The following is a 19,418-nucleotide window of genomic DNA, read 5'->3' as shown; positions in this document are numbered from 1 at the left end:
GTGAACGGCGGCCGTAACTATAACGGTCCTAAGGTAGCGAAATTCCTTGTCGGGTAAGTTCCGACCTGCACGAATGGCGTAACGACTTCCCCACTGTCTCCAACATAGACTCAGCGAAATTGAATTCCCCGTGAAGATGCGGGGTACCCGCGGTCAGACGGAAAGACCCCGTGAACCTTTACTACAGCTTCACAGTGGCATTAAAGAATATATGTGTAGGATAGGTGGGAGGCTTTGAAGCATGGTCGCTAGATCGTGTGGAGCCAACCTTGAAATACCACCCTTGTCTTCTTTGATGTCTAACCGCGCCCCTGGATGGGGCCGGGACCCTGTGTGGCGGGTAGTTTGACTGGGGCGGTCGCCTCCCAAAGTGTAACGGAGGCGCGCAATGGTAGGCTCAGAGCGGTCGGACATCGCTCGTTGAGTGCAATGGCATAAGCCTGCCTGACTGTGAGATCGACGGATCGAGCAGAGTCGAAAGACGGTCATAGTGATCCGGTGGTCCCGAGTGGAAGGGCCATCGCTCAACGGATAAAAGGTACTCCGGGGATAACAGGCTGATGATGCCCAAGAGTCCATATCGACGGCATCGTTTGGCACCTCGATGTCGGCTCATCACATCCTGGGGCTGGAGCAGGTCCCAAGGGTTCGGCTGTTCGCCGATTAAAGTGGTACGTGAGCTGGGTTCAGAACGTCGCGAGACAGTTTGGTCCCTATCTGCCGTGGGCGTCGATAATTGAGAGGAGTTGACCCTAGTACGAGAGGACCGGGTTGAACATACCTCTGGTGTACCTGTCATGCCGCCAGGCGTGCAGCAGGGTAGCTATGTATGGACGGGATAACCGCTGAAAGCATCTAAGCGGGAAGCCTCCCTCGAGATAAGTTATCATAGAGTCGTGGAAGACCACCACGTTGATAGGCTGGGTGTGGAAGTGCGGTAACGCATGAAGCTAACCAGTCCTAATTACTCAATTCGCGCTTGTAGAATCCCGCCATCAACAACAATGTTGGAAAGCATGTTTGTTGAAGAACGGACAATTAAGCTCGGCCCATGGTCAACATGCACGGATACAACCCGCTTGGGATAAATCCGGGCATGATCTTACCAACATCGATTAAAAGACCCGTGATTACAGCTTATGCGCCTGCTTCATTGCTTGGTGGCCATAGCGCCTGTGCCCCACCCGATCCCATCTCGAACTCGGCCGTGAAACCAGGTTGCGCCGATGGTACTTTGTCTCAAGGCATGGAAGAGTAGGACGTCGCCAGGCATTGCAGCAGGCGCATGAAGATGTAGTCACGAGGAAATAACCCATTCACCTTTTCAAAAGCGGCCTGTCCCTCAAAGGGCCGGCCGCTTTTTTGATTTTCGGATCTGCCCTATCGGCGGTCCGGATCGTTGGCGCGGGATGGAGCAGTCCGGTAGCTCGTCAGGCTCATAACCTGAAGGTCGTAGGTTCAAATCCTACTCCCGCAACCAACAAACCCAATATATTCAAAGCCTTACAAGCCTCGCTGCTACCAGCGGGGCTTTTTTGCGTTTGGGCTGTAAGCACATAGTAAGCAAGCTGGGACGCAGAGAAGCGTATTAAGGAGTAATATCAAGGGTTTGTTGGTCTTGAGCTCTGAGCACCGAAATCTGCGCCGTCCGTCGCTTCCTTCTTGGAAGGCTGCAGTCATGTCAATTCTGCACTGAGAAGCCCATTCGCGGAAAATGGACGACGACGCCGCCAATGATCGCAACAGCAACCTCAAAACGGCGCGGTCCGGGCGCGAAGCCGACATTATGTTCGGTCCTGGGCAAATAAGAGCTACTGGCCGCTTGCAAACTGTCTGCATTTAATCTGCGATACCGACAAAGCAGACGTTGTGGTTCGCATTTCAGGAACTTCCGCTTGCGACCCAGAAGCAGACATTTCGAAGGATTCTCAGATGATCGCGGCCAACGGGCTTCGCTGCACGTACTTTTTCCGGGCCTGCGTGCCTGTCACGAACGCAAACTTGTTATCAGTCGTTGAGCGCGCAGTAAGCGCAGCTTAGTTTAGTGAGCAACAAACTCCAGCACGCCCGCCTTAAGCATGAAATCCACTGATAAGCATGAAATCCATTGAAGCGACACGACACAATAGCCGGCGCACTAAACTGTCAACAGCTCGTTTCGTCAGAGCTTGCGGCGCCTCCAGCCCAGTGCAATCCCCATCAAAAGAATGGAAAATGATCCCGCTCCTGCCCATAGGAGCCAGGTCGAAAGGCCCATTGCGAAAGCCAGACTGTCCACCCTATCGGTCTTCCAGAACACCCACTCGCTTGCGAGGCGGGTGGCGAGCAGATCGCTTCCGGTTTCCAGTATGACAATCCCGTCGCCGGTGACAGGATCGAGCCGCGCAGCCGCGTTGATCGCCGGTTCGTTATGCCCGTCGTGACCGATGATGAAGTCTCCCGCATTATTCGGTGCATAGAGCATTGTTCCCAAGCCCCAGATATCGGCGCCCATCTGGGACGCGTGCGGCTGGCGCATCAACCGCATGCTGGCTTCAGACAGGACGCTTTGCCCTGATCCCGGCCCCTGTGCTGCCAGGAAAAGAGCCATGTCCCGGCTGCTGGTAAAAAGGGAAGTGGAAGCCAATGAACTATAATATTTCAGCGATTCGACATTCCCCTCGAGATCGAAATTTTCTGCGAGACCCAGTCCGGCGGCTTTCTTGTGGTCAAAACCGCTTTGCGACATGTTCAGCGGCTCGAATACCCGTTCAGCCATATAATCGGTAAATGGCTGGCCCGAGACTTCTTCGATCAGCAGCTGTAGAAGCGTGTAGCCGCCGCCGGAATAGTTCCAGCCGGCGCCGGGTTCGCTGCCGACCTTAACGACGCCGCTTTTCCCCGGTGATGCGTCCAGCGCTCGGTCGAGGGAGCTTTCGAGAGACTGCACCGCGCTGTCGGAATCGAAGCCGGCATAGCCAAGACCGTCGTCCAACCTTGCTGTATGGCTGAGCAGCCGCCGGGTGGTTACACCATCATTGTCGAATGGGCCGGTGGGCAGTTGCCAGCGGGTGAGATAGCGCGATACCGGCTCATCCAGGTCTATGACACCATCCTCGACAAGAGTCATGACGCCCCATGCGGCGAGCCATTTGCTCAACGAAGCGACCTGAAATACCGAATTTTCGTCAACCGGCTTACCCGTGGAAGAATGATGGCTTGCAGCAACCTTGCCGCCTTCGACCAAAAGCATGCTCAGATTGCCGCGGTGGTCCTGCTCGACGATTTCGGCCGCCGCCGCCACAAACGATTGCGCCGAGGCATCGGCTGCGATGGGACGTTTCAGCCATCCTTCGCTGCCGATGACAAAGATCGAGCCGGACCAGATGACGATAGCCGTTAATGTTAAGGCTGCGATGCCGATTATTTTCTTCATGACTTTCTCCATTCACTTGCAGGAACTGCTGCGTTCACCATTTTTTTGGCAAGGTTTTCTGGGGTTTTGAGATCAGTTGCGGACTGTTCTGTCCGCAGTTTATCTTTTAGCGCAATATTCACCATGCTTCCGAAAAAGACCATGGATCAGGCGCCCGGCCCGCAATCAATACATCGCAGTGGAGGATTGGGGCCAAATCCAAGAGCATGGTTCAGATTTCTGAAGGCTGTGCGCACGCCCTCTTCCAGCACCGGGTGGTAAAACGGCATTTGCAGGATTTGCTCTACGGTCATGTTGGCCTGAATGGACCACGCCAGAAGATGCGCGATATGTTCAGCTGAAGGGCCGATCATTTCGGCTCCGAGAAACCGTGCGCTGCCGTGTTCGGCATAAAGCCTGAGGATACCCTTGTTGAGACCCATCACCCGGGCACGGCCCTGGTCCTCAAATGAAACTTCTCCGGTCGCGAAGTGGCATCCCTGTCTAGCCAAGAGCGAGGCATGGCTGGCCCCGACCATCGCAATTTGCGGATCGGAGAAAACGATGCCGATCGGGGTGCGGCGAGATCGTTTGTATGAATGCGGAAAGCGCGCTGCATTCTCTCCGGCCAAGCGGCCTTCATCTGCCGCTTCGTGCAGCAGCGGCAGGTCAAGCGCAGCATCGCCGGCAATGAATATATGGGTGTCGCCAACGCGGCCGGACAAGGGGTCATATTGAGGCACGCCCGTCTTTCCGAGCGGCAGGCCGGTATTCTCGAGACCGATTTTATCAATATTGGGCCTGCGACCGGTGGCTGCGACCAGATAGTCGAAGCTGGCTTCCTGATCCGCCGTTTCGCCCCAGCGCACCGCGACTGTCTCCCCTTTGCGCGAAATCCGGGTGTCAGCGTTCCAGATGGCCGTGAACTCGCCAGAAAAAATGTCGGTCGCATATCGGCGCACCACTGGATCGGTTAGTGGCCCGGCCTGACCGCCCCTTCCGAAAAGACGCACGCGCACTCCCAGCCGGTGCAGGGCCTGGCCCAATTCCAGCCCGATGACACCAGCCCCAAATACCGCGACCGAACCGGGCAGATCGGCCCAGTCAAGTATATCATCATTGACGATCAGCTTTTCGCCGGCGGCGAATAATGCTTGGGGAATGGCGGGCCGCGAACCGGTGGCGATGACGATCGTGCGGGCAGAAATCTTGCGTCCGCTGCTCAACCGAAGCGTGTGATCGTCTTCGAAGCGGGCATATTCCCTTATTATCTCGCCCTTGTCGAATCCATGGACAGCCTCTGTGACAAAACCGACAAAGCGGTCACGCTCGCTACGTACCCGTTTCATCACGGCTATGCCGTCGATCGCCGGATCGTCATATCGGACCCCGAACATGGGAGTCCTGGACCCCGCATGCGCTGCCTCGGCTGCTGCGATCAGGAGTTTGGAAGGCATGCAGCCCACGCGCGCGCATGTTGTGCCTAGTGGCCCGCCATCGATCAGTGCAACGCGATCGCTATATTGCGAAGCTTCACGATAGGCCGCCATTCCGGCTGTGCCAGCGCCGATGATGGCGACATCGAAATCGAATTCACCGGCGCCAGATATCGGCCTGTAGCTGTTGGTGATTACCGTTTGATTGGTCATGGAAAAAGATCCTGATGATTTTAGAGAGAGCGAGACGGGGTAAGTGAAAACCCACGCACTGGGCTTTGCCGATCATTGCGCCAAGAGCATGCTGTGGCCGCGCCTATCTGCCTCGCGTGTCGCAGGTGCATGTAGCGATCATGCCGCCGACTTTCTGCGGTCTGAGTTCAGGGGGAGCGTCGTGACCAGTGTTTCGACCAAGGGATCGAGCGCTGCAAAAGCTGCTTTATGCGAGGCTTCAAAGCGTTCGTCGCCAAACTCCTGATACTCGATCCCGACTTGGTGTATTGTCTCCACGCCAAGATAGCGCGATGCCGTGCGGACATGCGGAGTCAGGCTGTCGCGCCCTTCATTGGGCCCTCCAGCAGCGAAGCCGAATTCCCCCCATGAAGTGAGCAGGATGAGGGTCTTGCCCGCAAATATCGGCTCAAGCGGGGCATCGCCGCGAGTGAGGTCGAAGGTAAAAGTCTTGTCGATTCTCACAACCTGGTCAAACCACGCTTTGAGCGCGGCGGGCATGCCGTAGTTGTACATCGGCGTTGCCATGACGATGATGTCGGCACCGGCCACTTCGGCAATCAGTTCGTCTGATAGCGCAAGAAGCTGTTGCTGATCGGTCGACCGGTCCTTTGCAAAAGCCGCTGCAATCCAGTCTTCACTGATGATCGGAGGCGGATTGGCGCCGACGTCGCGCAGGACAATCTCATCCTGCGGACGCCGCTCACGCCAGCTTTGCGTGAATCTGTCGGCCAGTTCCCTGGTAAGCGAACGCGTGATCCGCGCGCTGGCATCAATGCGTAATAGTCTAGTCATTTTTCAGGTCTCCTGCAGTGGCGGCAAGCTCTGGTCAGCGGGTAATCTCGCGGTCGAAGTGGACGCGGTTAGCCTTCCCGAGGGATATCGGCTGTGTGCGTGACAGAATGGACCAGATTTGCCTTGTATCAGCCCATGTCGACAAGGTCGGTCGTCCAGGCGTTCGGTTCAAATGCAGCGTCCAGTTCGGTGGCCGCGATATGGTTGGTATAGTTCGACATGACCTTGAGGGCCGTGCCGAGAACAACTTCCAGAATATTCTGCCGGGTGTAGCCCACTTCAAGAAATGCCTCGATATCTGAAGTTTCGAGCCAGCCGCGCGTTTTGTTGATCACGGCGGCGAAAGTACGAAGCGCCTCGAGCTTCGGATCATTGATCGGCGTATCGGTGCGCAGGGCCTCGATTATATCCTGCGGGACACCGGCGCCTTGCGAGATCGAAGTGTGGGCAGCCATGCAATAATGACAGGCGTTCAACCGGTTATTCGTCATCAGAATGATTTGGCGCTCGGCCTCTGACAGATCGGTTTTGTCGAAAATTCCGGCCAGCGTCATATAGCCTTCGAGCAGGGCCGGGGCCTCAGCCATCGTTCCGGGCAGGTTGGGAATAAAGCCGTATGCGCTTGTGGCGGCATTCAGCAGTGGCTGTGCGTCTTCGGGTGCGGTTTCGAAGTCGTGGGTGGTGAAAGATATCATTTCAATCGGTCCTTTGAATGGGGTCGTGCCTGACGAGAGACACGAACGGGAGAAGGTGTTTTCCCGGCATGGACGGCTGGCCTTGCGGGATAGCCAGCCGTCCTGCGGGGATCAGAGATCTTCGACTTTGCTGTGCTTGATGGTCGGCCATTTCTCTTTGGCGGTGCCCAGCGTGTTTTCCTTGTCTGCGAGGTAGCTCTGGAAAACAGCGGCGTTGACGAAGAGATAGAGCTTGCCTTCCACGATGTCCGCATACCGTGGATCGCCATCGAGTTTCTTGCCGAGGGCAACCGCATAGGCACAGAAACCACCATATTGCGGCAGATAACGCTCTGGATCGGATTGGAACCGTTCCGCCGTCAGTCCGGACGCGAAATAATAGGTCACGCCATCGTGAACGACCGCATGGCTTGCTTCGCCAGGCGCAACAGCGTTCATCGTGCTGAGTACAACCGTGTCGACGCCATGGACGCCCAATCCGGCGCCATCCAGAGTATAGCCGTTGGTAACATTATATTCGTCAGCCGCATGAGCGGGTGCCGAAAAGCCTGCGGAAAGCGCGATGGCGAGGGCAAGGCTGGTTGGCAAAATACGCATAATTTATCTCCTTTGAGTTTTCAAAAAGGGGGACGGTGACCGATGAAGCCGGGATCGGGGGGCAATGGGCATTCCCGGTCACCGTCCGTTCGGCTGGAGCAGGGGGAGAGGGGTCAGTGGCTCCAGCCAAAGATCAAGAGGGTTGGGCTATTTGCTGCGATAGGCAGCCCTGATCGCCTTGACGGTGTTGTCGGTGTTGTCGACAGCACTGGCAATCATGCGGAAGTTCACAAGCGAAGCATCGTAGCCGTTATAATGTGCGGTGATGGCACCGGCGGTGGCATCGGTGACAACCATGACTTCAAAGCCTGCCTCGATCAGCGAGCGCATGTGCGATTCCGTGCAAAGGTTCGAGGACATACCGCCCAGGATTACCTTGGAAATCCCTGCCTTGCGCAGCTGCAGGGCCAGGTCGTTGCTGTCAGGCCCGTAAACCTTGTGCGGGCTGGTCACGACTGTGCGACCGTTGTTGATGTAAGGCTTGTAATGGTCGAGCCAGTCAGCACCTGAACCTTCAAAAGCTTCGAGGGTTAGGGCATGCGGGCGGTCAAACATGCCGATGGAGTGCATCAGCGTTTCAAGCGTGCCTTCGAACTGCCAGCGATGGTCGTGTTTGAAATAATAGTGGGGAGAGACGAACACCGGCATGCCGGTTTGATCGGCAACCTTGAAAAGTGCTCCCAGATTTTCAACGGTGCGGTTCTTGGTGATGCTTTCACCCACGACGCCCCAGGTCACACCGTTGGGCGACAGAAAGTCGTTTTGCGGGTCAGTAATGACGATCGCGGTTGTTGCAGGATCGATCTCGAATCCGGGCATCGGCAATCCGTCGTTGACCGGTGGTTGGGTTGCGGTTGCGGCGCGGGATTCTTCCTGTGCAGCTGCGCCGCCGGTAGCCATGCCAATTGTTGCGATAGACGCGAGCAGGGCAAAGGCCAGCTTGCGCGCAGGCTTGGGGGGGTGGTTCATCATTTATTCCTCAGCAAGTGTTTCAACCTGCCAACTCGCCTTGGGTCATATATCCGGACCTACAGGTCAAATATTGCTGTTCGCCGGATTTCGCCTTGGAGTTGACGATGACTGGATTACGCCGACCGAGCGCGGTATTTCTTGACCGTGGCTGCCAAAAATTTGATCTGGCATGCCAAATTCGGAGAAATGCGTTATATGAAGCATTGAATTGGCAACGACGGGGTAGGCAGAACGCACGGTGGTAGAAGTTTCGAGCCTTTTTGCCCGCAAGGCGATTGCTCAGGCGGAGCAGGCGGTCGCCAATCGTGCGTTGGCGCGCGTCGGCATCGCGCGAGAAGTGCTCGTCGATCCCGCGAACCACATACCTGTGCAACAGCACCACCTGCTGTTTGAAACATTGGCCCGGGAAGAACGCCCGCAAATCAGCTTTCACATGCGGACGTCGGCTTCGATGCGCTGTGAGGAGTTCGGCCCGCTCGGGCTGACGATCAAATCCGCGCCAACACTGCGACGATCGTTCGAGCGGCTTGATCGCTATGCTAGGCTCTATAATCACTATTCCGTCTTCGCCTTGGCGGACAAAGGTTCGGAATGCTGGTGGATGAACCGTAAGCCGGTCCCGGAAAATGATGGCGCCAAGCTGTCGAACGAAGCGGCGCTGGGAACCTTTGTCTCGCTTTGGCGCGATGCGAATGGCGACGAGTTCAATCCCAAGCGTGTCCAGTTCACTCACCTGCCGGTGGGCGATGTGCGGCCGCTTGAAGAACATTTCAAATGCCCGGTGACCCACGGCGCTGAAGTCGACGCGATTATCATGCATCAACAGGACGTTGATCGACCAAACCGCGTCGGAGACCAGCATATCTGGAAATTTCTCCGTGAGCATATGGAGGAAATCCTTCGCACTACCGAACCGGATCGGATTGACCGCGAGGTGGTTATCCAGATTGCCAACAGCCTCAGCGATGGGGTGCCCCGCCTCGAGGATGTGGCATGCCATCTGGGCATGGGGAGCCGTACCTTGCAGCGCCGCTTGTCGGATCTGGGGCACAGCTATCAATCTCTGGTCGATGAGGCACGACGGGAGGTGGCTCTCAAGCTCGTCGGCGAAACCAGCCATTCGCTGGTGGAGGTTGCCTTCCTGACCGGCTTTTCGGAACAAAGCTCCTTCACCCGTGCGTTCAAGCGATGGTCGGGAAAAACGCCGCGGACCTATCGCGGTGAAGGGCCGAGAGTGGCGGTTGTCCAATATTAGAGGTTCAAAGTCTTTCTTCATTGGTCGGGAACGGCACCTGCTGCCTCACGTGCGCAAGAGTGCCTGCAGATATCGGCAGTCCGCTAAAGCCCAAGCTGGGACAGACCCGGATGATCGTCAGGACGCCGCCCGAGGGGCCAGCGGAAAAGACGTTCAGCTTCTGTGATCGGCCGTTCATTGATGCTGGCATGGCGGTTTTGCATCAGACCGTCTTCGGCAAATTCCCAATTCTCGTTGCCATAGGCGCGAAACCAGTTTCCGCTGTCATCATGATATTCGTAAGCATAGCGAACCGCGATGCGATTGCCGCTATATGCCCAAAGTTCCTTGATTAGCCGGTAGTCGAGCTCTTTCGCCCACTTCCGCTCCAGAAATTTCCTGGCTTCTTCGCGGCCCCGGGGAAATTCGGCGCGATTGCGCCATCTGGTATCTTCAGTATAGGCCAGAGCAACCTTGGCTGGATCGCGACTGTTCCAGCCATCTTCGGCCAGTCTCACTTTCTCGCGAGCGGACGTTTCGTCAAACGGGGGCAATGGGGGACGTGACATGGTTCAATCCTTTATCTGGTGGGGGGAGAGAGGAGGCTGAATGCAATCCTCACAGGGGAATTCTGCCAGCGTCCCCGCCTCTGCCGCGCCTGATTGCGCATCGGCGGAGCGGGCACCCGATGGAAACTGGAATATGAGCAGCAACATCAGCAGATAGAGACCCGCGATATTGCGAAAGGTAACGAAATCGCCATGCTCGCGGCTGGCGCCATCCGGTGGACAATAATCCATAGCCAGCTCCTCAGCGGCAGGCATAGCTATCAGGCTGATAGTCATGGTTCGATCTTCCCGGGCGCGCTTCCGGCCGCCCGTGCGGCGGCGGAAAGCGGGGCTCTGCCATCGGAGTGAGCAGCGCGGCCCGCGCCAAGCTCGGTCGCAACCTCTGCCCAAGAGCCGGTCCTCAGCGATTTCGGCGAGAAGGCATTCTCACGCATCGTCCACCGCAAGGTCGAGCCTCCCCGGCGAAGGACCATCTTGGTCGGGCTGAACCTCCAGATCCGTTCTGCGCCCCTGAAAGATGCGATTTCCGGAGAATCAGCGATAACCCGCGCGGTCCCGGTGATTTGCAGGATGTCGCCTGTTTCAAAATCGACGAACAGCAAGCCGGCGCGCGGATTGACGAGGAAATTGCCAAGCGTGTTGAAATGGAAATTGCCTGAGAAATCCGGGATCGTCAGTCGGCCATCTTCGTCGATTCTGACAAATCCGGCTTTGCCGCCTCTGTGCGAAGCATCGATCTGCCTGATGTCACCGCGGTCGACATAGGATGCGACGAAAAAGGTGTCGGCGGTCGCAATGATGGCACGGGCCTCCTCGGTCAGTTCGCCGGATTCCGCGACCGACGCCGACTTGGTCAGGTCCGTTTCACGCGAAAAGCTGTAATCACGCAGCTGGATATATTGCGGGCAGTTGCCAAAGGCCTGTCCGACCGTAACTTCCAGGGAACCGTTTCCGGCGCTCTTGATGTCTCCGTTCATCCGGTTGCGACGCCGGGTGTGCAGTTCGATGCCGAGCATGCCGATGGCCCCGCCGGTCTGTGCGCCGGCGGAGGCGGGATCGGCAGCATCAAGCGTTCCGCGGATGGTAAGAGACCGGGGTGACGGGGAACTGATGAAGCCTGGAGCGCCAGTCAGCATTGTGGACCATATATCGCCAGAATGATCGACCGTCGCCACAATGATGAACGGCAATCGCGCATAGAAGTCGCGGTGCTGCTCGGGCATGAAATCCCGCACTATTTTTGCGCCGATATGCTCCATCCGTTCAGCCATGCCGACCGAGTGCTGCAGTGCGATTTCGCCTGCGTGGAAGAGCCCGTCTGCGGGTTCGCCAGTCAATCTGTTCATGGCCAAGGTTCCTGTTGCAAGGGGGGCGGGGCAGCGGCGCTGCAGGAAGTAGAACAATGCGCACCGCTGCCTCGCGAATGGTGTCAGGCCGCTGCGGCGAGCCCGATCGGGGTCTGGGGGAAGGCGACGAATCCGGGCAGCGCTTCGATGCGGGAAAGCCAGGCGTTCACTTCGAGATAGCCAGAGAGATCGACATTCCCTTCCGGCGCCCGCGCGATATAACTGTAGAGCGCAACGTCTGCGACCGATGGTTTTGGCCCACCAGCGATCCAGTCGCGGCCTGCCAGTTCTGCTTCGATAACAGTCAGGACATCGTGCGCGCGGCCAATCACTTCATCCGGGCTGAAGGCGGCGCCGAACACTGTGATCAATCGCGCTGCGGCCGGTCCGAAAGCAACCTGCCCTGCGGCAACCGACAGCCAGCGCTGAACCGCTGCTGCTTCTGCCGGCGTCTCCGGCAACCAGTCTGTGCGGCCAAATTTCTTTGCGGCATAGACCAGTATTGCGTTGGAATCGGCGATGACCTTATCACCGTCGACCAGAACCGGAACCTGGCCAAAACGGTTCATTTTCAGATAGTCGGGCTGCTTATGCTCGCCTGCGCCCAGATCGACATCGATGACTTCAACCTCCGCATCGATCAGTGAGAGGAATAGCCGCGCCCGATGGGCATGACCGGAAAGTGGGAAGTGGTAAAGTTTCATGGGATCACTCCTGATTATATGGGGCCGATATGTTCAGCAGGTTCTATGTGGAGCAATCCAGTTCCCGTAAGAACCGGGATTATTTTGAATTCAGTATTTCGCAAATTGAAACAATATGACTTGTTTCTCTCTGCTGTCCCGCTAATCTGCGCTCTTCCATTGCTGCCGGAGGAAGAAAATGGACCGGATCCAAGCCATGCGCGTGCTGGTGCGCATCGCCGATAGCGGAAGTTTCGCGGAGACGGCCCGCCAGCTCAACATGAGTCCGCCTGCGGTAAGCCGCGCCGTCGCGGGACTGGAGGACATAGTCGGCGCCCGTCTGCTCACGCGCACTACGCGATCGGTTAAACTGACCGAGATTGGCGCGCGTTATGTCGAAGACTGCCGGCAGATCCTCGCCGCGGTTGAAGAGGCGGAGGCCGCCGCATCCGGATCCTTTGCAAAGCCGACCGGAAGTTTAACCATCACGGCTTCGGTGATGTTCGGACAATTATATATTCTGCCGATCGTTACCGAGTTTCTCGACATCTATCCCGAGGTGACAGGCCGTCTGGTGTTTCTGGATCGAGTGACCAACCTGATTGACGAAGGTCTGGATGTCGCCATCCGGATCGGCCATCTTCCCGACTCCAGCTATAGCGCGATCAAGGTAGGATCCGTCCGGCGTGTTGTCTGCGGCGCTCCGGAATATTTCGATCGGGAGGGTGTCCCGGCACGACCTGCCAATCTGGCGACGCACCGCATAATTGCGGCAACCAGCGCCTGGACCTCGCTGGACTGGAGATTTGGTCGAGAAGAAAAGGAGACTGTCCGGGTCTCGTCGGGTCTGTTCTGCAATTCCAATCCTGCGGCAATCGAGGCGGCGCGATCCGGTTGGGGACTCACCAGGGTTCTATCCTATCAGGTCGGGCCGGATCTGGTATCGGGAGAGCTTCAGACGGTTCTCGAGGAATATGAGGAAGAACCCTTGCCCGTTCATATCGTCCATCCGGAAGGCAGGAATGCATCTGCTAAGGTAAGGACATTCGTCGATTTTGCTGCTGAACGACTGCGGGCAAACCGCTTCATCAATTGATTCAGTGTTTCATTTATTGGAATAATATCTTTCGCTGAAGATCGATTATCGCGAAAGTCGGACGACCCTATCTGCATATCCGACCCCGCTTCAGGGGCAAGATATGGAGTTAGAAATGAAATCGAAAATAATCTTAACGGCCCTCGCAGGCATTGCAGGCTTAATCGCAGCGCCGGCGCAGGCCAATAATTTTGACGGCCCCTATATTGGTGTTCAGGCAGGCTGGACCAGGGCTGAAGTGGCTGATCGCACCATCGATGCTCAGCCAGTTGATGCCGAAGTGTCGCGCGATGCCGTCGTGCTCGGCGGCTATGCCGGATATAATCACAAGGCCAGTGACCGCTTCGTGATCGGTGCAGAGGCTGGATTCAGCGGCGCATTTGATGATGAAGTCCGCGCCCAGACGTCTGGCGATTCGGTCACAATAGATCCTCGCTACAGCTTCGATCTGACGGCGCGTGCAGGGTATCTCGTGGATGACAAGACTCTCGCCTATGTGCGGGGCGGTTATGCCAATGTCCGGGTTCGCACGACAACGGTTTCTGATGATGCGACGTCGCGTACATCCGACAATCTGGACGGCTGGCTTGTGGGCGGAGGCGTCGAACGCATGCTGACCGACAAAATCAGTGCGCGTCTCGAATATCGCTACACCGACTTCGGCAACGATGGCGGTCAGTATGACCAGCGTCAGGCCCTGGTCGGTATCAGTTACAACTTTTGACCCGCTTGGTGGTGCCGCTGTCCTGAAAATACAGCGGCACCAATGCGGGCATGGAATTCATCATGAGATGGACTTATTCGAAATTTGTCGAACCCGATCTGGGGTTCTCCTTGTTCAAGCTGCAGTCGATCGTGAATGCAGCCTTCGGCAGCGGTCCCCTGACCGCGGCTCTTTTGAACCTGACTGCAGTGGCATTGGTTGCGGTGGTTAAGCGCTACCAGCCTGACCTTCTGCGCCTACGCTCTGAACACCCCTGCAATGGCTGATCCTGGATACGAACGGATATTAAGCCAGCTCAAACTGGCCTTGCTTAACGATTGCGGCTGTGAGGATACCCTTTTCAGGGCCGAGGAGGAGGCACGCGATGCAGGACTCTCCGGTGTCGACATAGACGCCGCATTGGGCGAACGCAGTTTCGATGTCCGAGCCATGGCAGTCCTAGCCTTCGGCTGTGCGCTCAAGAATGGTGATGCCGCCGCCCTATATTCAGCTAGGGCAAGGGCGCTGGCCGTAGGTTTGACAGCCGAAGAGCTGGATTTCTTTACCGGCTTTGTTTCGGAATTTTGGGGGCTGGCACAGAAACGTTAGCACGGCCAAGCCCCTTATTGTCGATTGTCTGATCGTCCTGTTCAGCGATCGTTGGTTTTGAAAAATGGAGATCGCCGATGACGGATCACGAGAACAGCAAAATCAGGGAAATATTCATGGCGGGGTGGAAAGGCCATTGTCCGCGTTGTCGCCAAGGGCGCATGTTCCGCACCTGGCTGAAGATTCAGGACAGGTGCAAATGCTGTGACTTGGATTATCGTTTTGCGGCTCCGGATGACGGCCCGGCATTCTTCTCTCTGTGCTTTGTTGCATTCCCGCTATTGTTCTTCGTGGTCTGGCTGCAGGTCGCTCTCGAGTTGCCGGTGCCTCTTGTGTTTGCGATCGCGATCCCGCTGATGGGAATTGGCTGTCTACTCCCACTACGTCCGATCAAGGGATGGCTGATCGCCTCCCAATACTTCAACCAGGCGATCGAAGCTGGAACGGAAAAGCTCTGGTGGGAAATGCATGCAAGAGAGGATGAGGCAAAACGCGACACGCCAGACTCTTGACGATCTCCAGACTCTCGATGATCCACTTCTGCTTGCCGCCCATGAACAGCCCTAGCGCAGCCTTTAGGCCGCCGCGGAAAGCGGACGCAATCGCCGCGCCACCTACGACCGCTTTCGAGCTACGCCATACCCGATCCCTGCGACTTAGATTGGGGCGCGTTTCGGACCGACTGCAATTGAGCCGATTTGCGATTGCGGGCTTATGGGGATTTCAGGCAGAAAAAGCAGCCGGTTCATTGGGGGGGTATGGTCGTTCGGGCCAACTGTGGACGTTTCAAGGTCAAATTTGATCACCGCAAAACCGTAAATGACAGAACGATGCTCGTTTCGGTAGTGACGCTGCATATGAAGATCTTCAATCGCTCGCCACTACCTTACGGCTTCGCCAATCAGCATCAGGGCGGGGCCTGCTCTCAGGGCTGATTTCGCTGAAAGCGCTAACAGAGTAAGGCATGTGCTGAAATGCCGTTCTTCAGGCAGGCGGGCCTTTTTCATCAGAAGCACGGGTGTGCTGTGGGCAAGCCGGTGTCGATAAGTTGACGAGAAATGGTCGGCACTGATGCTATTCCATATAGATTGCGAGCGTTACGCTGGAATCCGCGAGCGCCTGCCAGTAGAGATCGAGCTCTTCAACCGTTTTTGTGTGGGCGGTTACAAATTTCAGCTTACGGGCAAGGCCGCGCAAGATGAGCGATATGCCAGCATCGGAGCAGATGCGTTAGGCAATGCTATGTGTGGTCAGCGCATCCATTCTCCCCGCCTATAAGGTGGGGTTATATGTTTCATACTGCATATGATATTACCGCTTGAGCTCAATCGCCTACCAAGGGTCGAACTCTAACAACGGTCGGCGCTATGATACAAACTCCTTATTTACTATATCTCGGATCCACTTCGGATCCTTTGTCGATCAAGACTTCCCGCGGGATCGCGATGTTTCGCGCTGACGATTGCGTCGGCGAATTCGTTCATGAGGGCAGTACTCTCACCCTTGGTTTACCGCAAATGGGCTTCGTACAAGCAGTGCAAGCCGGGGCCAAGACGCTCATCCTGGGAGTCGCAAGTGCAGGCGGCCTGCTTACGGACGAACTTATAGCAGATGCAGAAGCCGCGCTGAACGCTGGGCTGGACATTGCGTCCGGACTACACAACCGATTGCGCGATATTCCCAAACTTGCCGAACTGGCCGCGCAGAAGGGACGCACGATGATCGACGTGCGCGATCCCGCCGCGAATTTGAAGGTCGGAAACGGATTGCCGCGCGAGGGGCGGCGTCTCCTTACCGTCGGCACCGATTGCTCGGTGGGGAAGATGGTGGCGACGCTTTGTATCGAACAAGCAATGCAGGCGCGCGGCTCCCTTGCAGACTTCCGGGCCACCGGGCAGACCGGCATAATGATCGCCGGATCCGGCGTGCCGGTCGACGCGGTTATCGCCGATTTTATTTCCGGCGCGATAGAGCAGCTCGCGCCAGCAAGAACCGACGGGGGGTGGGATCTGATCGAAGGGCAGGGGTCGCTTTTTCACCCCTCTTTCGCCGGCGTATCCACGGGGCTCCTGCACGGCGCCCAGCCGAGCGCGATCGTTATCTGCCACGAACCAACGCGGCAGCATATGCGCGGGCTTCCCCACTGTCCCATGCCTTCCCTTGAGCGGACCATCGCTGCCAATCTGGAGCAGGCGCGGCTTACCAGCCCGGACGTGGTAGCGGTGGGTGTGGCAGTCAACACCTCGATGCTGGCGGAAAAGGACGCTCGCGCTATGTGTGACCAAATTGCAGAAACAACCGGACTGCCTTGCGTTGACCCCTATGCACAAGGCGCTGACCTCATAATAGACAGGATTGAGCAATGCTTCGCCATCTCTCGGCCACCCACGTCCCTTTCCGCCTGAAACGGCCTTTTCGGATTTCGCGCGGGACCAAGACGGTCGCCGACACGACCTTCGTGGAAGTGCGCGACGGCGAGAATGTCGGGCGAGGTGAAAGCGTGCCATATGCCCGTTATAATGAAACGATCGAGAGCGTGCTGGCTCAGATCGAAGCTGCTCGCGCGGATATCGAAGCGGGTGCCGATCGACAGCGGCTGATCGAGATCATGTCACCGGGCGCTGCGCGGAACGCCATTGATTGTGCGCTCTGGGATCTGGAAGCGAAGCAGACGGGCGTATCGGTGGTCGACCGGATCGGCTGGGAAAAACTCAGGCCGGTCGATACGGCCATCACGGTCAGTCTCGACACACCCGAGAATATGGCGGCGGCTGCGCGGCAATTGCGCGACGTGCCTTTGCTGAAAGTGAAGGTCGATGCTTCCGACCCTATCGCTGCCTTGCGCGCTGTGCGGAAAGTTGCGCCCAATCCCCGGATGATCGTCGATCCAAACGAAAGCTGGTCAATAGAACAGCTCGGATCATGGCAGCAGCAGCTCGTCGATCTTCGCGTTGATCTGCTCGAACAGCCGTTGCCGGCCGAAAACGATGCGGACCTGGAGGGGTTCAAGTCGCTTATTCCACTCGCCGCTGACGAATCTGGCCATGTCACCGACAATCTTGCCCAGCTGGCGCGTCGCTACGATTATGTGAATATCAAGCTCGACAAGACTGGTGGCCTATCGACCGCACTTGAAATGCTTGAGGCGGCTGAGCGCGAGGGACTGGGGTTGATGATGGGATGCATGGTTTCCAGTTCACTATCCATAGCACCCGCCCTGATCATCGCGCAGCGTTGTGCCTTTGTCGATCTCGATGGACCGACGCTGCTGAGCGAAGACCGGGACAATGGCATGGTGGAAACTTGCGGGACCATGGCTCCGCCAAAGCCCGGCTTCTGGGGCTAGGTATATACGTGGGTTATACTGCGCTGCACAAAAATCATTGGCTTAAACATAGGCATCGTTCAAACTCCATGTAATTAAACAACCATTCGGGGCCATTATGAAAAATAAGATTCCAGAAACTGCACGTCTCATCGCCAGTTCGTTCGCGATAGGGTTGTTTTTGAGCAGCCCGGCGGCGCAGGCGGCAGAGGCTGACGCCGCTGTTGATTTTCTTATATCCGGCGGCACGATTTATCCCGGCGGCGCGGAACCCTTTGTCGGAGACATCGGCATTTCAGGCGACCGGATTGTCTTTGTCGGGCCGAAATATTCTGGCACGGCGTTGCAGACGATTGCGGCCAAAGGCAAGATTGTTACGCCGGGTTTCATCGACACGCACACCCATGTTGGCGATGCGCTAAGTTCCGAGCTGCCCGCGGCGAGATTGGTGATGCCCTTTCTAACCCAAGGCGTGACCACCGCGTTCATCGGCGTTGATGGGGGAGGTGCAACTGACATGTCAGCGGTTTTCGCTGAAGGTTCCGGCCTTGACTACGGGATCAATTTCGCGAGCTACATCGGTCTTGGCGCATTGCGGAACGAAGTGATCGGCAGCGAAGATCGTGCGCCGACGGAGGCGGAAATGACCGAGATGGTGACATTGGTCGACAGCGCCATGTGTCAGGGAGCGCTCGGGCTTTCGACCGGCTTGTTCTACGCGCCGCAGAGCTATGCCAAGGAAGGTGAGGTTGTCACACTGGCCAAGGTCGCGGCAAAGCACGGGGGCATTTATGACAGCCACATCCGGGACGAATCCAGTTACACAATAGGCCTGGAAGGGGCGGTATCCGAGGCGCTGGAAATCGGACAGCAAGCCGGAATTCCCGTGCATATTGCACACATCAAGGCCCTGGGCGTCGATGTGCATGGCAAGGCATCCACGATTATTGCAGCGGTTGAGAAGGCCCGGGCGGCAGGGCAGGTCGTGCATGCCGATCAATATCCCTGGTCGGCTTCGGGCACCGGGCTCGACGCGTCGCTGCTGCCACGATGGGCTCAGGATGGCGGCCGTCAATCTACTCTCGAACGATTTGACGACCCCGAGCAGATGGCCAGGATCAAAACGGAGATGGCGGATAACCTGCGGCGGCGCGGTGGTCCGGATTCGCTGCTAATTACCAGCGGTACGGATGACGTCAAGGGCAAGACCCTGGCGGAGATCGCGACAGAAACGGGCGTTGACCCCGTGCAGGCGGCAATCGATGTGTTGCGCCGGTTTGACGTTAGGGTGGCCTCGTTCAATCAAGATGAGGCCGACATCGCTGCGTTCATGAACCGGCCATGGGTCATGACCAGTTCGGACGCCTCTATGGGACATCCTCGTTATTACGCCAGCTACGCCCGAAAGTATGACACCTATGTGAAGGACCTTAAGGTCATCAACCTCAGGCAGTTCGTCGATCAGAGCACTTCGGTGCCGGCAAAATTATTTTCGCTCGAAGGCCGGGGAACATTGTCAAAAGGCGCATTTGCCGACGTGGTCGTCTTTGATCCAGAAGCATACGCGCCGCGAGCAACGTTCATCGAGCCGACGCTTTTCTCGACCGGTGTGCAAACGGTGTTGGTCAACGGAGTCCTGGCAATCGACAAGGGGGTTCCCACCGGCACGGCCGCTGGTCGGCCATTGCCGCGAAAACCGAGCATAGATGGCTGCTAGGTATATCTCGCACCGG

General features: G+C 57.1%; 19 protein-coding genes, 1 tRNA gene and 2 rRNA genes. 12 read left to right on the top strand and 10 right to left on the bottom strand.

What is annotated here, in order from left to right:
- The 3 genes from V7650_RS13145 to V7650_RS13135 all read left to right on the top strand — a co-directional run.
- Positions 1-983: ribosomal RNA gene (locus V7650_RS13145) — 23S ribosomal RNA — on the top strand; the annotation flags it as partial.
- A gap of 173 nt (positions 984-1,156) precedes the next feature.
- Positions 1,157-1,271, top strand: a 5S ribosomal RNA gene (rrf, locus tag V7650_RS13140).
- A 132-nt stretch (positions 1,272-1,403) separates the two neighbouring features.
- Positions 1,404-1,480, top strand: a tRNA-Met gene (locus V7650_RS13135).
- Between the two features lie 681 nt (positions 1,481-2,161).
- Here V7650_RS13135 and V7650_RS13130 read toward each other — a convergent pair.
- The 6 genes from V7650_RS13130 to V7650_RS13105 all read right to left on the bottom strand — a co-directional run bounded on the left by V7650_RS13130 (position 2,162) and on the right by V7650_RS13105 (position 8,048).
- Positions 2,162-3,415 carry a serine hydrolase domain-containing protein gene (locus tag V7650_RS13130; protein WP_335656690.1) on the bottom strand — a complete coding sequence of 418 codons (1,254 nt, stop codon included), beginning with the start codon at positions 3,413-3,415 and terminating at the stop codon, positions 2,162-2,164.
- 146 nt (positions 3,416-3,561) lie between these two features.
- Positions 3,562-5,043: a dihydrolipoyl dehydrogenase gene (locus V7650_RS13125; protein ID WP_335656689.1), complete on the bottom strand. Its 1,482-nt coding sequence runs from the start codon at positions 5,041-5,043 to the stop codon at positions 3,562-3,564.
- A gap of 138 nt (positions 5,044-5,181) precedes the next feature.
- Positions 5,182-5,856, bottom strand: a complete 675-nt coding sequence (locus V7650_RS13120) for an FMN-dependent NADH-azoreductase (RefSeq protein WP_335656688.1) — start codon at positions 5,854-5,856, stop codon at positions 5,182-5,184.
- A 128-nt stretch (positions 5,857-5,984) separates the two neighbouring features.
- Positions 5,985-6,551 (bottom strand): carboxymuconolactone decarboxylase family protein, encoded by a 567-nt coding sequence (locus V7650_RS13115; protein ID WP_335656687.1) that lies wholly within the window; start codon positions 6,549-6,551, stop codon positions 5,985-5,987.
- Between the two features lie 111 nt (positions 6,552-6,662).
- Positions 6,663-7,148, bottom strand: coding sequence for a YHS domain-containing (seleno)protein (locus V7650_RS13110; RefSeq protein WP_335656686.1), 486 nt, complete (start codon positions 7,146-7,148; stop codon positions 6,663-6,665).
- 147 nt (positions 7,149-7,295) lie between these two features.
- Complete coding sequence (locus V7650_RS13105; protein ID WP_335656685.1) at positions 7,296-8,048, bottom strand: isochorismatase family protein; 753 nt, start codon at positions 8,046-8,048, stop codon at positions 7,296-7,298.
- A gap of 310 nt (positions 8,049-8,358) precedes the next feature.
- Here V7650_RS13105 and V7650_RS13100 point away from each other — a divergent pair, with 310 nt between their 5' ends.
- Positions 8,359-9,375 (top strand): AraC family transcriptional regulator, encoded by a 1,017-nt coding sequence (locus tag V7650_RS13100; RefSeq protein WP_335656684.1) that lies wholly within the window; start codon positions 8,359-8,361, stop codon positions 9,373-9,375.
- A gap of 83 nt (positions 9,376-9,458) precedes the next feature.
- On the opposite strand, the gene V7650_RS13095 is transcribed toward V7650_RS13100, so the two are convergent.
- The 4 genes from V7650_RS13095 to V7650_RS13080 form a co-directional block, all read right to left on the bottom strand.
- Entirely contained in the window at positions 9,459-9,923 is a 465-nt protein-coding gene (locus V7650_RS13095; RefSeq protein ID WP_066749102.1) for a nuclear transport factor 2 family protein, read from the bottom strand.
- Between the two features lie 3 nt (positions 9,924-9,926).
- Positions 9,927-10,154: a hypothetical protein gene (locus V7650_RS13090; protein WP_335656683.1), complete on the bottom strand. Its 228-nt coding sequence runs from the start codon at positions 10,152-10,154 to the stop codon at positions 9,927-9,929.
- Between the two features lie 41 nt (positions 10,155-10,195).
- Positions 10,196-11,269 (bottom strand): pyridoxamine 5'-phosphate oxidase family protein, encoded by a 1,074-nt coding sequence (locus V7650_RS13085; RefSeq protein ID WP_335656682.1) that lies wholly within the window; start codon positions 11,267-11,269, stop codon positions 10,196-10,198.
- An 83-nt stretch (positions 11,270-11,352) separates the two neighbouring features.
- Positions 11,353-11,973: a glutathione S-transferase family protein gene (locus V7650_RS13080; RefSeq protein WP_335656681.1), complete on the bottom strand. Its 621-nt coding sequence runs from the start codon at positions 11,971-11,973 to the stop codon at positions 11,353-11,355.
- Positions 11,974-12,151: 178 nt separating this feature from the next.
- Here V7650_RS13080 and V7650_RS13075 point away from each other — a divergent pair, with 178 nt between their 5' ends.
- The 8 genes from V7650_RS13075 to V7650_RS13040 all read left to right on the top strand — a co-directional run bounded on the left by V7650_RS13075 (position 12,152) and on the right by V7650_RS13040 (position 19,402).
- Positions 12,152-13,048: a LysR family transcriptional regulator gene (locus V7650_RS13075; protein ID WP_335656680.1), complete on the top strand. Its 897-nt coding sequence runs from the start codon at positions 12,152-12,154 to the stop codon at positions 13,046-13,048.
- 103 nt (positions 13,049-13,151) lie between these two features.
- The gene (locus V7650_RS13070; RefSeq protein ID WP_335656679.1) at positions 13,152-13,772 is read left to right on the top strand and encodes an outer membrane protein; all 621 of its coding nucleotides are present in this window, start codon (positions 13,152-13,154) and stop codon (positions 13,770-13,772) included.
- A 62-nt stretch (positions 13,773-13,834) separates the two neighbouring features.
- Entirely contained in the window at positions 13,835-14,038 is a 204-nt protein-coding gene (locus V7650_RS13065) for a hypothetical protein (protein ID WP_335656678.1), read from the top strand.
- A complete protein-coding gene (locus tag V7650_RS13060; RefSeq protein WP_335656677.1) occupies positions 14,031-14,360 on the top strand; it encodes a hypothetical protein in 330 nt (109 codons plus the stop codon). Before V7650_RS13065 ends, V7650_RS13060 begins: the two co-directional genes overlap by 8 nt.
- 77 nt (positions 14,361-14,437) lie before the next feature.
- On the top strand, positions 14,438-14,872 hold the full coding sequence (locus tag V7650_RS13055; protein ID WP_335656676.1) for a DUF983 domain-containing protein: 435 nt from the start codon (positions 14,438-14,440) through the stop codon (positions 14,870-14,872).
- Positions 14,873-15,727: 855 nt separating this feature from the next.
- Entirely contained in the window at positions 15,728-16,765 is a 1,038-nt protein-coding gene (gene dgcN, locus V7650_RS13050) for an N-acetyltransferase DgcN (RefSeq protein ID WP_335656675.1), read from the top strand.
- Entirely contained in the window at positions 16,723-17,706 is a 984-nt protein-coding gene (dgcA, locus tag V7650_RS13045; RefSeq protein ID WP_335656674.1) for an N-acetyl-D-Glu racemase DgcA, read from the top strand. The genes dgcN and dgcA overlap by 43 nt, the downstream gene beginning before the upstream one ends.
- Positions 17,707-17,803: 97 nt before the next feature.
- A complete protein-coding gene (locus tag V7650_RS13040; RefSeq protein ID WP_335656673.1) occupies positions 17,804-19,402 on the top strand; it encodes an N-acyl-D-amino-acid deacylase family protein in 1,599 nt (532 codons plus the stop codon).
- Positions 19,403-19,418 lie beyond the last annotated feature (16 nt).

The sequence above is a fragment of the Parasphingorhabdus sp. genome (assembly GCF_036964565.1).
Lineage (GTDB): Bacteria > Pseudomonadota > Alphaproteobacteria > Sphingomonadales > Sphingomonadaceae > Parasphingorhabdus.
Note: the sequence above shows the minus strand (reverse complement) of the source record. Positions and strands in the feature narration are given on the sequence as shown.

Excerpts from the sequence above, each read along its gene's own strand:
- V7650_RS13130 (WP_335656690.1), bottom strand. The coding sequence starts at position 3,415 with ATGAAGAAAATAATCGGCATCGCAGCCTTAACATTAACGGCTATCGTC.
- V7650_RS13125 (WP_335656689.1), bottom strand. The coding sequence starts at position 5,043 with ATGACCAATCAAACGGTAATCACCAACAGCTACAGGCCGATATCTGGC.
- V7650_RS13120 (WP_335656688.1), bottom strand. The coding sequence starts at position 5,856 with ATGACTAGACTATTACGCATTGATGCCAGCGCGCGGATCACGCGTTCG.
- V7650_RS13115 (WP_335656687.1), bottom strand. The coding sequence starts at position 6,551 with ATGATATCTTTCACCACCCACGACTTCGAAACCGCACCCGAAGACGCA.
- V7650_RS13110 (WP_335656686.1), bottom strand. The coding sequence starts at position 7,148 with ATGCGTATTTTGCCAACCAGCCTTGCCCTCGCCATCGCGCTTTCCGCA.
- V7650_RS13105 (WP_335656685.1), bottom strand. The coding sequence starts at position 8,048 with ATGGCTACCGGCGGCGCAGCTGCACAGGAAGAATCCCGCGCCGCAACC.
- V7650_RS13095 (WP_066749102.1), bottom strand. The coding sequence starts at position 9,923 with ATGTCACGTCCCCCATTGCCCCCGTTTGACGAAACGTCCGCTCGCGAG.
- V7650_RS13090 (WP_335656683.1), bottom strand. The coding sequence starts at position 10,154 with ATGGATTATTGTCCACCGGATGGCGCCAGCCGCGAGCATGGCGATTTC.
- V7650_RS13085 (WP_335656682.1), bottom strand. The coding sequence starts at position 11,269 with ATGAACAGATTGACTGGCGAACCCGCAGACGGGCTCTTCCACGCAGGC.
- V7650_RS13080 (WP_335656681.1), bottom strand. The coding sequence starts at position 11,973 with ATGAAACTTTACCACTTCCCACTTTCCGGTCATGCCCATCGGGCGCGG.
- V7650_RS13075 (WP_335656680.1), top strand. The coding sequence starts at position 12,152 with ATGGACCGGATCCAAGCCATGCGCGTGCTGGTGCGCATCGCCGATAGC.
- V7650_RS13070 (WP_335656679.1), top strand. The coding sequence starts at position 13,152 with ATGGAGTTAGAAATGAAATCGAAAATAATCTTAACGGCCCTCGCAGGC.
- V7650_RS13065 (WP_335656678.1), top strand. The coding sequence starts at position 13,835 with ATGAGATGGACTTATTCGAAATTTGTCGAACCCGATCTGGGGTTCTCC.
- V7650_RS13060 (WP_335656677.1), top strand. The coding sequence starts at position 14,031 with ATGGCTGATCCTGGATACGAACGGATATTAAGCCAGCTCAAACTGGCC.
- V7650_RS13055 (WP_335656676.1), top strand. The coding sequence starts at position 14,438 with ATGACGGATCACGAGAACAGCAAAATCAGGGAAATATTCATGGCGGGG.
- dgcN (WP_335656675.1), top strand. The coding sequence starts at position 15,728 with ATGATACAAACTCCTTATTTACTATATCTCGGATCCACTTCGGATCCT.
- dgcA (WP_335656674.1), top strand. The coding sequence starts at position 16,723 with ATGCTTCGCCATCTCTCGGCCACCCACGTCCCTTTCCGCCTGAAACGG.
- V7650_RS13040 (WP_335656673.1), top strand. The coding sequence starts at position 17,804 with ATGAAAAATAAGATTCCAGAAACTGCACGTCTCATCGCCAGTTCGTTC.